The following is a 13,321-nucleotide window of genomic DNA, read 5'->3' as shown; positions in this document are numbered from 1 at the left end:
AAAATTTTATAAATTCTGTGCAGCTGCTGTAGCTTTTTTCTTTTCCATCATACCAGCAACTATAGGGAAGAAAAGAACAAAGGCTACTGCTATAAATATTGCAACTGCTATTGGTCTTTGTAAGAATGACATATAACTTCCATTTGAAATAAGAAGTTGTCTTCTGAAGCTCTCTTCCATCATGTTACCAAGTACGATTCCAAGGATAAGTGATGCTGCAGAGAACTGGTATTTCTTCATGAAATAACCAAATACACCAAATGTAAGCATTACCCAGATCTGGAACATATCGTTAGATCTTGCATAGGCCCCGATAATTGAGAACATAACGATCATAGGTGCTATGATTCCATAAGGAAGTTTTAATACTGCAGCAAATGCTTTTACTGCGTATCTTCCTGAAAGGAACACAACAGTACTTGCAATAAGCATCGAGAAGAAGATGCAGTATAATAACAATGGCTGCTCTGTCATTAGCTGAGGACCAGGCTGTAAGCCTTGGAGAACAAGTGCAGCTAGGATGATTGCCGTAGTCGGAGATCCTGGTATCCCAAGTACAAGAGTAGGTATCATTGCCCCTCCACCAGCGGCGTTGTTTGCTGTCTCAGGTGCTAACACTCCCTCTTCGGCTCCATTTCCAAATCTTGCCTTATCTTTTCTAGAACGAGCCGCTTCACCGTAACTAACGATAGATGCTATTGATCCACCTGTACCAGGAAGTATTCCAACTGCTGTTCCAATTATTGCAGATTTTATAATAGTAACTTTATACACAAGAAGATCTTTTAGCTTGATACTTTCCATAGATACACTGTCGCCCATATCCATAGTTTTTTCTTCGCTTTTTCTATTTATAACCTGTTTGAAAACCTCAGCCATGGCAAATGAACCGATCATGATAGGTATATACTCTATACCATTTAAAAAGTTAATTTGTCCAAATGTAAGTCTTGAAACTCCAGTCATAGGGTCCATTCCAACCATTGCGATTATTATACCCAATAACCCTGTTACCAAAGCTTTAGAAAGATTTTTTGAACCAACTGAAGATATACATGCGATTCCTAGTAGTGTCAATGCAAAGTACTCAGCACTTTGTATTTTAAGTGCAATTTTTGATAGTAGTGGTGCTAGTAAAAGCATTACCAACACTGAGAAAATTCCACCAATTGCAGATCCTGACATTGCAAGGCCAAGTGCCTTACCTGCTTTTCCCTGTTGTGCCATTGGATATCCGTCAAATGTTGTGGCAACAGATTCCGCTGTTCCAGGAGTATTAAATAATATAGCCGTTATAGAACCACCATAGGCAGATCCAGCATATAAAGCAACAAGAAGAACTATTGACGGGATTATCCCCATGTAGTAAGTAAATGGTATCATAAGAACAATACCCATTGATGAACTGATTCCAGGTAGGGCTCCGAAAAATACCCCCAAAGTCATACCGGCCAAAACCAACAGGAAGTTAGTAGGCATAAATATCGTTTTCAACGCTTCAATTAATAAAGAAGTATCCATTGTTTATCCTCCGTTTAATAAATATAATAACTGATAGTTTCAAATATTCCATATCCTCTTGGTAGAGGTATACTTAGTATTTTACCGAAAACAAAAGTGAAGACTAAAGATCCTACTAATGTTATTATAACCAGTTTCGATATTTTTCTTTGATTTAAAATCCACATCGTCGATGAGATTATAATGATTCCACCAAACCAGAATCCAATATAATTAACTGCAAGTACAAAGAAAACGATTATTCCCAATAATGCCAAGAATCCAGGATCTAGCTCTTTTATCTTCTCTTTTTCCTTTGGTTTATTCGCCTTGTAGTTTTTAATATTTGATACAAGAGAAATTACGATCAGTATAACAGCTACATATATTATCGTTTTTGGAAATCCTGCAGGTCCGATAGGATCTGTCATACGTGCAGTATTTATGTCTAATGACTGTTTATAAAAAGCTCCCATTACTACTAATAGGAAAATGTGAAAAATTATTTCACCCATTTTTCATTCCACTCCTTTATATTTGATAGGATGTCCACTTTAGCGGACACCCTACAATAAATTAATTATTTTAAGCCAACTTTCTTTGCAACAGCGTCAAACTTCTCATACTCTGATTCCCACTGCTTGTAGAAACCTTCAGCATCTAGGTATCCAGGTCTTATGTCCACTAGATTTAGAGCAGCAAAATCTTGGTACTCTTGAGTAGCATAAGCTTTTTCCATTTTATCTATTAAGTAATCCTTGATTTCTTGAGGAGTTCCATTCTTAACAACGAAACCTCTCCAAGAACCGATTGTTACATCATAACCTAATTCAACAGTTGTAGGTACAGATTTAAATACATCGATTTTGTCGATTCTTTCTTCGTTTAACACAACTACAGGTTTTACTTTTCCGTCTTTGATATAGTTTACAGCAGAAACAATTTTATCAAGATAGATATCTACTTCTCCACCAAGTACAGCTGCTTTTACTTCAGACCCTGATTTATAAGGTATGAATTTGATATCTACACCTGTAGCATCAGCTAAAGCATTTAGAGTCAAGTCATCAAGACCCCCTGGGCTTACTCCTGCAAAAGTTACAGGGTTATTCTGTCCATACTCAACTAATTCTTGGAAAGAGCTAAATCTACTGTCTCCAGGAAGACACAGTACATAGATGTCTGACTGAATTCTTGCTAGTGGTTCAAAATCCTTCATGAATTTAATCGACTCACTTACCTCAAGGGCATCTGCGATTACCATTGAAGGAGTCACCTCTAAGATAGTGTATCCATCATTTTTCTTTTGAGCCGCATAGACCATTCCAACAAGTCCGCTACTTCCTTTTTTATTGATAGCTTGTATTGGCTGAGGCATATCTTTTGCCATTATGTCCGCAAATTTTCTTGCAAAAGTGTCACTCGCTCCACCTTCTCCAAAAGGTATTATCATTTCGATAGGTTTTTTAGGATATGCTGCTGTATCCCCTCCATCTTTTCCTCCTGGCTGTCCACCGCATCCTACCATGGCCAAAGCTGTAATTATCCCAACAACTAACAACGCAATTCTTTTCATAAATTCCTCCTTAGTTTTTTTTTATATATTTTAAAGATACCGAGATTATTAGATTTCATAATCTCCTCTTGTATAGACAATACCTTCCATAATACGTCTCGCTGTTCTTTCTACTTTTACATAGACATCTTCGTTATCACCTTTGCCTGAGTATGCATTCATTACTCCTCCGGGATGTCCCAATCTCAGTTTTCCATTTTCATCTGGGCTGGCTATTTTAGATACCAGTGTTCCTTCTGTTGCTGCAGCTAATGATGTACAAACAGCCCCTGTTATAGCTAGTGCCTGATGAGGTTTTTGCATAGACATCATCCTGATTACAAGATCCATTTCATCAGATCTATACAGTGTTCCAGGTTCATCTTTATAATCTTGTGGTGCTGATATTACAGTAGTTTTAGGAACTGCAGGTGAATTTTTAGTAGCATCTTCTTTTTTTGCAAAACCGCATAACTCTGCTGCTATAGATCTTATCTCTTCCAAAAGATCTAATTTTTCTTGCGAAAACTCATAATGTAGCTCAGTACCTTTTAATCCTACATCCTCTGCTTTTATAAATACAAGTGGGTTTGCAGCATCTACTATTGATATATCTATTGTTCCTACAGAAGTTTCTATTGTATCCACAGCCTTTCCTGTAGGAAGAAGCTTGCCAGTCACTGAACCTTCCGGTGCATAGAATGATAAATAACCTACTGAACCGGTATTTGGTACACCTGGTATTTTTGTATCTCCATCTGGATCATACATACCATTTGAAACTTTTACCTCTGATTCAATTGTTTTTCCTGTATTTGTATTGTATATTCTTACCTTTGTAGTAGGTTCTATAGCTTCTACCAGACCGTTATCAATTGCAAATGGACCTACACCAGACGATATGTTTCCGCAGTTACCTTTCATATCTATTTTTCTAGCAGTGAGACTTACTTGGGCAAATGTATAATCTACATCAAAACCTTCTCTTTCTGATTTTTTTATTATGGCTACCTTACTTGTGAGAGAATTAGCTCCTCCTAGTCCGTCTATCTGTTTTTTATCAGGACTCCCCATAACGTCTAAAAGAAAATCTTCCCATTTTTCCTTGTCTTTAGGCATATCCTTTTCATTGAAAAAAACACCCTTACTTGTACCAGATCTCAAAATAGTACATGGAAACTTTCTCATTTAACTACCTCCTAAAAACTTGTAAATATTTTTTTTATTTTGCCTGTTATTTCTATACCAGCTATATTTTTTTGTTAAAAACAAAAAATAGGCCAACACAAAGATTATCTCTTTGTGTTGGCCTATTAAAGTCTTGACCATAGTCATCTCTAATAATTACCAACAAAATATTTGATTTCTTAAAAAAATCTTAAAGGTTTGCACAACGTGTCTTCTTTAAGCCTCTACTGTACCAGTATAAGCCACAAAGTTTTTTATGTCAACGTTTATTTGAAAAAAATATATTTTTTATTAAAATATTTTTATTCCCAAAGGTAATTTTATACAAGATTAATGGCTATTTTATTGGATAGTATTGAGTTTGATCTGTTTTTTATTTATTTTGGTTTGTTTCATTTTCATCCTATGAAGATCGGTTTTTTGACTTCTTCTAATGCCCTTATTCCTCCAGTTCCTATTAATTTTTCAACCATAAAAGAACGTTTTAAATTTCCCATTATCAACATATCACAATCTTTGGCATAATTTAGTATGATCTTGTCGACTGCCCCTTCTTCAAACTTATAATCTATTTTTTTATCTATTTTTTCTAGATAGAAATTAAGATCCTTTACCTCTTCCTGACTTACTCCCACTGTTACAGCTTTAAATTCCCTTGTCTTTTCAAAAACACCCATGAACTTGAAAACAGACTTATTTACTTCTAACCCCTGGTCATCAGCCACTAAAATTCTGTCTAGTGAGTAGTTTTCCAATTCAGGTACTAGTATAATAGGCTTATTATGATTTTTAAAAATCTCCCTTAAATCATGGCCTATTTTATCAGTTTTAGAAATTACTGCCAGATCAAATAACCTTAGTTCATCCATGAGCACCTCAGGGATGTCTCCTATTTTTGCATAAAAACTAGAATTTTCCACCAAAGATAAAAACTCTTCTCTTATTTTATTCTCATCCTCCATAATTTTTTCTATCTTAGCCTTGTGCTCACTTTTGGCCTCACCGATGTCATAATCTCCACCAACACCCCTAAACTCCCTGAAGGAATGCTCCCCTATACTTGGATGTATAAAGATACCCACTATCTCCGCCTCTGGATAATTCTTTTTGATCATATTAGCGTACTTTGCAAGATGCTTTACTTCCTCTTGATTATCCAACTTTATCAGCACTCTGTTCAACACTTTAATCACCTTCCCCTTTTAAATTTAATTATGCCCTCTAAATAATCAGTTTAAATAAATCCCAGTATCAACTTAAAAATATAAAAAACAGGCCAATACAAAGATTTTACCCTCTGTATTGGCCTGTTAAAGTCTCAACGAAAGTCATCTCTAACAATTACCAATTAATATCATTTTTTCTATAAAAATCCCAAAGAGCCTTAGGCTTCTATTCCCTTTGAGTCTTTTAACCTGCCAGCGTATTTTCCATCCCGCTGCATGTCAACTTTTTTTATAGATTCAAATCGATATATTTTCTATAGAACTACTACACTCTATATTAAAATTATATACCTACAACTGAAAATTCCTTTTATTAAAATAAAAATTACAAAAAAAAGAGCCCTAAAGGCTCTTTTAAATTTTTTATTAACCAGCAGCGATTGCGTCTACAGGACATGCTCCTGCACATGCTCCACAGTCTACACAAGCATCTGAAATCTCATATTTACCGTCTGCAGCAGAAATTGCTGATACTGGACAAGTTCCTTCACATGCTCCACATGCAATACAAGCTTCTTTATCGATTACGTACATTTTAAAACCCCCTATTTTATTTTTTAAAATATTTTTTGATATTACTGAGCCGTGATACACTCTACAGGACATACTCCTGCACATGCTCCACAGTCGATACATGCATCTGAAATTTCATATTTACCGTCTGCAGCAGAAATTGCTGATACTGGACAAGTTCCTTCACATGCTCCACATGCAATACAAGCTTCTTTATCGATTACGTACATTTTGGACCTCCTATTTTTTAAATAAAAATTTTCACAGTAAGCCAAATGAAATACTGATTTAATTACAATATACTCTCTTTATAATCCCTTGTCAAGGAACAATTAGTTAAAGGATTCTCTTTGGAAAACTTGATATTTAGACTCTCAAAATTTATTTCACTGTGTATTGTTATTTTTTTAACTAAGTTCTACTCTTAGATTTAAAACTTCTTTTTTAGTTTTTAATCCTGTGCTTTTCATATTTTAACTATTTCACAATCTATTTTTATATTCAAAATTTTAAAAAAACTTCGGAATTTAAAACTTACTTTGTAGGTTAAAATTTTAGTCAAAAAAAAATCAAAAAAAAAAGGGCCAAGTGCCCTTTATGCTGTTCTTGCATTTTTTTCTTTAAAAGATAAGTATCTTTCACACTGTTTCCTTCTGTCATAACCTAGCATAATTCCAAGTATAAAATCCTCTTCAAAGGTATATTCCCTCAGTGACTGCTTTCCTATACTTCTTATTACCTCTACACACTCTTTGGCTCCAAAAAATATATTTATCCTGTTTCCTTCTATTTCATAAATTTCGTAATTGATCTTTCTATTATTCAGTTTGTTCATTATCATTTTTAGATTTTCTTTTTCAGTAGTGTGAAGGACGAGATTCCTAAGGCCCTTCTCAAATTCATAGATATGATGTACAAATACCTCCATTTTTAATACCTCCTTTTGGTTAGCTGCACCCTTTGCATATTTCACACAAACTCTCCTTGAGTTTATTCAAACTGCTAGAGTGAACCCTTATGAGTTTTATATTATTTTTCTTACATATTTTGGTACACGAAAGGGAGAGCTTATGACTCACCGTATTGGTAAACAATATACAGGCTTCACAGTTTTTTATTTTCTTTTGGAAAGAAGGACAGGTTTTATTGTAAATCCTACACCTCAGATTATATTCATCCATTAGGTTTTTATATTCCCTCTCTATTCCCTTGATTCCCCCTATAATTGCTATCATACAGCTACACCTCCTTTGTGTACGAACTTTTTAGCTAACCTCTGTTATAACTCTTTATTAATACCAGCCAATCTTTTGAATATCAAAGTATAATTTTAAATAAAATATGCAGCTTGCTGCATATTTTATTATTTTTTATTTTTATTCTTGCTAGAGCAGTGATCCTTCATAGCACAGTTGTTATCTTTAGAGCATCCGCATCCGTTTTCACCTTTTAGCATTTTTATCACACTTCTGAGGGAAAAAAATGCAATCACTGCAACTACCCCTATAACTATAATCGTTTTCATTTAATCCCTCCGTGAAACCCGACTTAAATAAATAATCTACCTATTTGGAATATAACTGTCGAAGCTATATAAGGTACAATAAGCATCACCATAACAGTGAACCACATGAATTTCTGTCCAAACTCTTGCTTTATTGCTGCCAAAGTAACTACACAAGGAACAACAAGAAGTATAAACACCATGAATGAATACGCTCTGAGAGGTCCTAAAGGATCTCCCTCCCATAATTTTGCAGTTGCTCCTACTACTCCAGCTCCCTCATCTTCCACCTCATCAGCACTAGGTGGAGTAAAAAGACTAGCTACATCAAAACTCACCATGGAAATCACAGATTCTTTTGATGCCACTGCAAATCCCCTTAGCTGCTCCATTGTATCTTGTGCAAATGTTGTAGTTTCCTCTTGAATTTCACCTTCTGATACTGAGATCGCCTCTTTTTCTTGTGGAAGTACCTGAGCCATAAACCCTACAACAACTTCTTTAGCCGCAATACTAGGAGCTATAGCAGCCACCGCTTCCCATCTGTTACCAAATCCAGTTGGCTTCATTATAGGTGCTATTACCTTTCCGAATTTTGCCATGTAAGAATTTGAGGCATCTCCATTATTTGGAAAATAAATAAGACCCCAAAGAAGTATCAGTATTCCTAATATAACAGTGGTGGCTTTTTTAAGATATGACCCTGTTCTTGTCATAGTAGAACTCCATATCATCTTAAAGCTAGGCACTCTGTATGGAGGCAGCTCTAAAAGAAGAGCCTTATCCTCTGCTTTAAATCGAGGATTATTCTTAAAAAACATACCTGTAAGCACTGCTACTACTATTCCCATTACATAAAGACTCATTACTATCATCCCTGCACGGGCTCCGAAAAATGCTGCTGTGAAAAGACCATATACTGGAAGTCTTGCCCCGCAAGACATAAAAGGTGCCATAAGAGCAGTAAGTCTTCTAGATGGTTCGTCCTCTAGTGTCCTTGTGGCATAGATGGCTGGAACTGTACACCCGAAACCTAGTACCATAGGTACAAAAGCCTTTCCATTTAATCCCAGTCTTCTCATTATTTTGTCCATGAGAAAGGCCACTCTTGACATATATCCGCTTTCCTCTAATAAAGCCAGGAAAAAATACAGGAAAAGCATCAGAGGAACAAAGACAAGAACTCCTCCTACTCCACCAATTATTCCATCAGTTACAAGAGAGTAAAGCCAGTCTGGAGTTCCTTCTACGGCAATGGCCACATACTTTCCTATATAGCCGCCTATGAAGCCGTCTACCCAGTCGATAAAAGGTCCACTTCCGTTAAATACAACACCCATTATTCCAGATATTATAAAGAAAAATATTGGAAGTCCCAGATATTTATTGAGAAGTATTTTGTCAACCTTGTCTGTAAAATCAAGTCTAGATTTTAGAGAAGTTGTAAAGGTCTGGGCTAAAATACCCTTAAGTGCTCCGTATCTTCCCTCTGCAATTACCGTCTCGGCATCTTCATCAAATTTTTTCTCTACCCTGTCTACATTTTCTTTTGTCACAGAATCAATCTCTATCCCGTATTCTCTTTCTAGAATTTCTGCAAAATATGAATCCTGCTCCAATAATTTGATACATACAAAGTCTTCTGCATATTTTTGCAATACCGGGACAAATTTTTCATCTTCTTTTATCTTGCATCTTATGTTCTGAATCTCATTTTCTATTGTGTTGTCAAACCTAAGTTCATATTTAATATGACTTTGTTTTCTATGTTTTTCTGCTACCAACAAAGCTTTTTCCAAAAGTTCCTTTATACCTTTATTTTTTACGGCACTTGTATGGATAGCTTCCATCTCCAAATGTGTCTGAAACTTTTTAAGATCTAATTTGTAATTAAGATTTTCAAACTCATCTAAAAAATTCAGAGCCATTATCATTGGCTTTCCCAATTCTTTTAATAGCATTGTAAGATATAAATTTCTTTCTAGGTTGGTAGAGTCAACCACATTTATTACAACGTCTGGATTTTCATTTAATATATAGTCTCGCGTGATTTTTTCTTCTATTGTATAGGGGCTAAGACTATATACACCTGGAAGATCTATCATTTTTATTTTCTTACCCTCAAACTCAAATTCAGCTTCCTTTTTCTCGACTGTAACACCTGGCCAGTTTCCTACCTTTAGTTTCGAGCCTGCTATGGAGTTGATAAGGGCTGATTTCCCTACATTGGGATTTCCCGCAAAGGCTATTTTTATCATCTCGTATTTCCTCTCCTTCTTTATATTGATGTATTATCTTTCTACCTCTATATTCTTTGCATCTTCTTTCCTTATGGCTATCCCTGTCCCTTTTATTATGTACTGCTGCGGGTCCCCTAGAGGTGCGTCTCTTTCCAGTTTTATTATCTCTCCAGAAGTGACTCCCATGTCCACAAGTCTTTTCTTTAGGTCTCCTATTTTACCTATTTTGACAATCTTTGCTTTTTCCCCTCTTTTCAGGTCAGTAAGTTTCATCTGTCTCCTCCAGTTTCATCTATAAATTTACTTTGATTATCAAAGTATTTTTTTAAAAAGGTACAGCTCCGAAGAGCTGTCTTTTAGTTATGCTTCGTCTACTATTATTTTATTTGCTAGTCCAAAATTAACAACATATCTGCTTTTATTTACCTCTATAATTAGATTTTCATCAGTATCCTTCAGTATGCATAGATTCTCACCTATACAGAACCCTCTCTCTATGAGTCTAGCCTTGGTCTTATCATTACCGTTTATTCCTTTTATGACAAATTTCTTGTTTAGTTGTCCATAAGTTACTGGATGTGACATATTTACCCCTCCCAGCTTCAATAATATTCTGTAATACTTAGGATCATTCATAATATGCTCTGATTATATCTCTTATATTGAAATTTGTCAAGCTAAAAAGTTTTGATTATAAAAGTATTTTATTGACTCACATATTCTTTTCTCAAAGAAGGTGTTTTTCCTCTAAAAGTACATAATCTTCTATTATCCTTTCCATGCCCTTTAGGGCTCTTGCCAGGTCTCTGGCTACGTTTAGGATGAGCTTACTAAACAAATCTGGATTTTTCTGAGATAAAGTATAGAGGCTCATCTTTGGAATAATTGCCAAAATAATATCAGTTGCTGCAATGGCAGTTGTAATCTGTTTTTGAATTCCTATTGTAGAATCTATTCCAAAAACTGTTCCAGGACCAAATTTATCCACCCGCCTATCCCTGACTGTCAACTTTACCTCGCCCTCTAATAAAAGATAAGAATCTCCAGGTGATTCCCCCTCTTTTAGTATAATTTCACCAGCTTTACATCTCTTCTCCACAAGACTCTCTACAAAAAAATGAATCTCTTTCAGATCCACTCCCCCAAAAAGAGATGTTTTCGGTAAAAGCTCTATTATCTTGTCCTCAAGTTGTTTTTCACTCATATCAACCCCTCCTCTTATGAGTGTTTTTTCTAAAATTTCTCAAATTTTCCTTTCTAAATTCAAAGTTTACTTAGAGATTTAAAATTCTCCTGAAGAAAAAAAACAGCAGCTTTTCAGCTGCTGTTTTTATTTACTAAAAGTAACAATTGTCCGGGTCAGTGTATAATCTTTTCCCATTCCAGAGAGATTTGATCACTTTTAAATCTTCTGAATCAAGTTCTAAGTCAAAAATATCCTTGTTATTGATTATTCTCTCGGTCTTAACTGACTTAGGGATTACGATAATTCCTCTGTCTACGAGAAATTTTAATGCCACATGGGCAACAGATTTTCCATGCTTATCAGCAATTGCTTTTAATTCCTCGCTTTCAAAGATTTTACCAGCTTGCATAGGTGCATAGGCAGTTAGTTTTATCCCCTTGCTCTCACAGTATTTCTGAAGATCATATTGTGGCAGTCCTATATGACATTCCACCTGATTTACGGCAGGTTTAACTAGGGCTGTTTCAAGAAGTTTTTCGATGTGATACATGGTAAAGTTGGATACACCGATGGCTTTTATCTTTCCATCCTTATAAAGTTCTTCCATCGCCTTCCATGATTCTGCTGCTTTTTCTACCCCTTTATTCCAATGAATTAAATATAAATCAATATAATCTAAACCCAAGTCGTCCAATGATTTCTGGAATGCTTTTTTTGTAGATTCATAACCCTGGTCTGAATTCCAGAGTTTTGTTGTGATAAACAAGTTCTCTCTCTTTACTCCACTATCCTTTATCGCCCTATTTATCTCTTTTTCATTACCATATATCATAGCGGTATCAATATGAGTATAACCATTATCGATAGCTGTTTTTACAGCCATATAAACCTCTTCTCCCTTGGCTCTAAATGTTCCCAATCCTATAATTGGCACCTCAACACCGTTATTTAACAATACTTTTTTCATAAACCCTCCTCGAATCATAAATTTGATCTGTTTTTATGTAATTCTTAAAATTCAATGATTAAAATTAATTTTTAAACAAATTATTTCTTTACCTTTTTTAACCTCTCAAAACATAATATATTCAAATACCCTTAGATATTTACTTATTATTTTTATTGTTGCAAAACCTTGATTTATAAAACGGGATACTATAGATGGATTTTTATTTTTTATCGTAATATTTTTTTATTGCAGTTAATTATACAATTCAAGAGCATAAAATCCTGCATACAGTTGAATGATATTATATTTTTTACTATCTATATTTTAATTTCAAGTTGTAAAAATCCTATTATTTCTATACAATATAGACCAACTCTAGAGAATTTTTAACCTCTAAACTTCAGAGTAAAAGTATAATTAAAAAGGATGGTAGCAATGAAAAAAATGTTTGGTATTTTATTCTTAATGGTCAACATCACTTCTTTTGGATCATATGAGCCGTGGAACTACAATTATACCAGTGTCAGTGTATTTCAGGGGAATAATTCCGCTGACGGTTATGGTGAAAGTATCGATGACAGGTATGTAGAGTTCGAAGGATTTCATAGGTACAACCTTCTCGATATGTATTGGTTTGTAGATTTTTTTGATGCCTTTGATTCAGGATCTAGTGATGTCCACGGTCAGGATCCTAACCTTTATGGTGAGATCAACCCCAGGATCTCTTTAGATGGACTTTTGGGGAAAGATCTTTCGTTTGGTAATTTTAAGGAGTGGTTTATTTCATATCAGTATGATTTTGATGACAGCTCTTACGGTGGAGGACTCAAAAGACATCAGATAGGGATTGGAAATGATGTTTATATTAAAGGATTCGACTATGTCAGGATGAACCTCTTGGCCAGATATCATAAGGAAGCCTATGATGGGAGTATAGAGGATAAGTGGGATGGTTATCTTTTAAATGCTGCCTACGGCAGAAAATTACATACATTTAAAAATGGATGGAATATTTATTTCAGCGGATGGGTCGACTATGTCTTTGGAGCAAACGAATCAAAAGATAAAACAGATTGGAGCGGTAATAATATCGGTACTGATCATTCTCTTCAGTGGTTTAATCAGCTGAAGCTGCAAATGAAATATATAGATTTGTCTTATTCTTATAAGATAAATGATAGCTTTACAGAGGTCAAAAAATCAAGTTATAATTCATCTGATTCCAACCAGCATATACTAGGCGTGCACTATGTTTTCTAATCACCTCTAAATTAAACTCTATATTTATAAGTATAAAGTAAAAAAAATCATTTTATAAATAAAATTATATTAAGTTATCAACCTATATGAACCTGGTCATTATGTGACAGGTTCATATTTTAGTTTTAAAGATAAATTTTGGCATTTATTCTTGAGACCATTTGAATTTTTATTTTTCAAAGTTTATAAATAAATATTCA

The 13,321-nt window shown here is 34.7% G+C and carries 16 protein-coding genes; 1 reads left to right on the top strand and 15 read right to left on the bottom strand.

Going from position 1 to position 13,321, the window contains the following annotated elements; translation table 11 throughout:
- Window positions 1-6: 6 nt before the first annotated feature.
- From ILYOP_RS01695 to ILYOP_RS01630, 15 genes are all read right to left on the bottom strand, one after another.
- Entirely contained in the window at window positions 7-1,521 is a 1,515-nt protein-coding gene (locus ILYOP_RS01695; RefSeq protein ID WP_013386778.1) for a tripartite tricarboxylate transporter permease, read from the bottom strand.
- 14 nt (window positions 1,522-1,535) lie between these two features.
- Window positions 1,536-2,015, bottom strand: a complete 480-nt coding sequence (locus tag ILYOP_RS01690; RefSeq protein WP_013386777.1) for a tripartite tricarboxylate transporter TctB family protein — start codon at window positions 2,013-2,015, stop codon at window positions 1,536-1,538.
- A 65-nt stretch (window positions 2,016-2,080) separates the two neighbouring features.
- Window positions 2,081-3,076, bottom strand: a complete 996-nt coding sequence (locus ILYOP_RS01685) for a Bug family tripartite tricarboxylate transporter substrate binding protein (protein ID WP_013386776.1) — start codon at window positions 3,074-3,076, stop codon at window positions 2,081-2,083.
- A 48-nt stretch (window positions 3,077-3,124) separates the two neighbouring features.
- Entirely contained in the window at window positions 3,125-4,243 is a 1,119-nt protein-coding gene (locus ILYOP_RS01680; protein ID WP_013386775.1) for a 2-methylaconitate cis-trans isomerase PrpF family protein, read from the bottom strand.
- A 398-nt stretch (window positions 4,244-4,641) separates the two neighbouring features.
- Window positions 4,642-5,415, bottom strand: a complete 774-nt coding sequence (locus ILYOP_RS01675) for a hypothetical protein (protein ID WP_222838862.1) — start codon at window positions 5,413-5,415, stop codon at window positions 4,642-4,644.
- Between the two features lie 420 nt (window positions 5,416-5,835).
- On the bottom strand, window positions 5,836-6,003 hold the full coding sequence (locus ILYOP_RS01670) for a DUF362 domain-containing protein (protein ID WP_013386773.1): 168 nt from the start codon (window positions 6,001-6,003) through the stop codon (window positions 5,836-5,838).
- Between the two features lie 41 nt (window positions 6,004-6,044).
- Complete coding sequence (locus ILYOP_RS01665) at window positions 6,045-6,212, bottom strand: DUF362 domain-containing protein (RefSeq protein WP_013386772.1); 168 nt, start codon at window positions 6,210-6,212, stop codon at window positions 6,045-6,047.
- A 365-nt stretch (window positions 6,213-6,577) separates the two neighbouring features.
- On the bottom strand, window positions 6,578-6,955 hold the full coding sequence (locus ILYOP_RS01660) for a DUF2023 family protein (RefSeq protein ID WP_013386771.1): 378 nt from the start codon (window positions 6,953-6,955) through the stop codon (window positions 6,578-6,580).
- Window positions 6,930-7,217 carry a DUF2325 domain-containing protein gene (locus ILYOP_RS01655; RefSeq protein WP_013386770.1) on the bottom strand — a complete coding sequence of 96 codons (288 nt, stop codon included), beginning with the start codon at window positions 7,215-7,217 and terminating at the stop codon, window positions 6,930-6,932. Before ILYOP_RS01655 ends, ILYOP_RS01660 begins: the two co-directional genes overlap by 26 nt.
- Window positions 7,218-7,345: 128 nt before the next feature.
- Window positions 7,346-7,507: a FeoB-associated Cys-rich membrane protein gene (locus tag ILYOP_RS15455; protein WP_013386769.1), complete on the bottom strand. Its 162-nt coding sequence runs from the start codon at window positions 7,505-7,507 to the stop codon at window positions 7,346-7,348.
- Between the two features lie 23 nt (window positions 7,508-7,530).
- Entirely contained in the window at window positions 7,531-9,744 is a 2,214-nt protein-coding gene (gene feoB, locus ILYOP_RS01650; protein WP_013386768.1) for a ferrous iron transport protein B, read from the bottom strand.
- A gap of 33 nt (window positions 9,745-9,777) precedes the next feature.
- Complete coding sequence (locus ILYOP_RS01645) at window positions 9,778-9,999, bottom strand: FeoA family protein (protein ID WP_013386767.1); 222 nt, start codon at window positions 9,997-9,999, stop codon at window positions 9,778-9,780.
- A gap of 87 nt (window positions 10,000-10,086) precedes the next feature.
- Entirely contained in the window at window positions 10,087-10,311 is a 225-nt protein-coding gene (locus ILYOP_RS01640; protein WP_013386766.1) for a FeoA family protein, read from the bottom strand.
- A gap of 142 nt (window positions 10,312-10,453) precedes the next feature.
- Window positions 10,454-10,930, bottom strand: a complete 477-nt coding sequence (locus ILYOP_RS01635; protein ID WP_013386765.1) for a cyclic nucleotide-binding domain-containing protein — start codon at window positions 10,928-10,930, stop codon at window positions 10,454-10,456.
- A 133-nt stretch (window positions 10,931-11,063) separates the two neighbouring features.
- Window positions 11,064-11,879: an aldo/keto reductase gene (locus ILYOP_RS01630; protein ID WP_013386764.1), complete on the bottom strand. Its 816-nt coding sequence runs from the start codon at window positions 11,877-11,879 to the stop codon at window positions 11,064-11,066.
- 417 nt (window positions 11,880-12,296) lie between these two features.
- On the opposite strand from ILYOP_RS01630, the gene ILYOP_RS01625 reads away from it, so the two are divergent.
- The gene (locus ILYOP_RS01625) at window positions 12,297-13,121 is read left to right on the top strand and encodes an outer membrane protein OmpK (protein ID WP_013386763.1); all 825 of its coding nucleotides are present in this window, start codon (window positions 12,297-12,299) and stop codon (window positions 13,119-13,121) included.
- Window positions 13,122-13,321 lie beyond the last annotated feature (200 nt).

The sequence above is a fragment of the Ilyobacter polytropus DSM 2926 genome (assembly GCF_000165505.1).
Lineage (GTDB): Bacteria > Fusobacteriota > Fusobacteriia > Fusobacteriales > Fusobacteriaceae > Ilyobacter > Ilyobacter polytropus.
The sequence above is the reverse complement of the archived record's forward strand: the minus strand, read 5'-3'. Positions and strand labels throughout refer to the sequence as shown.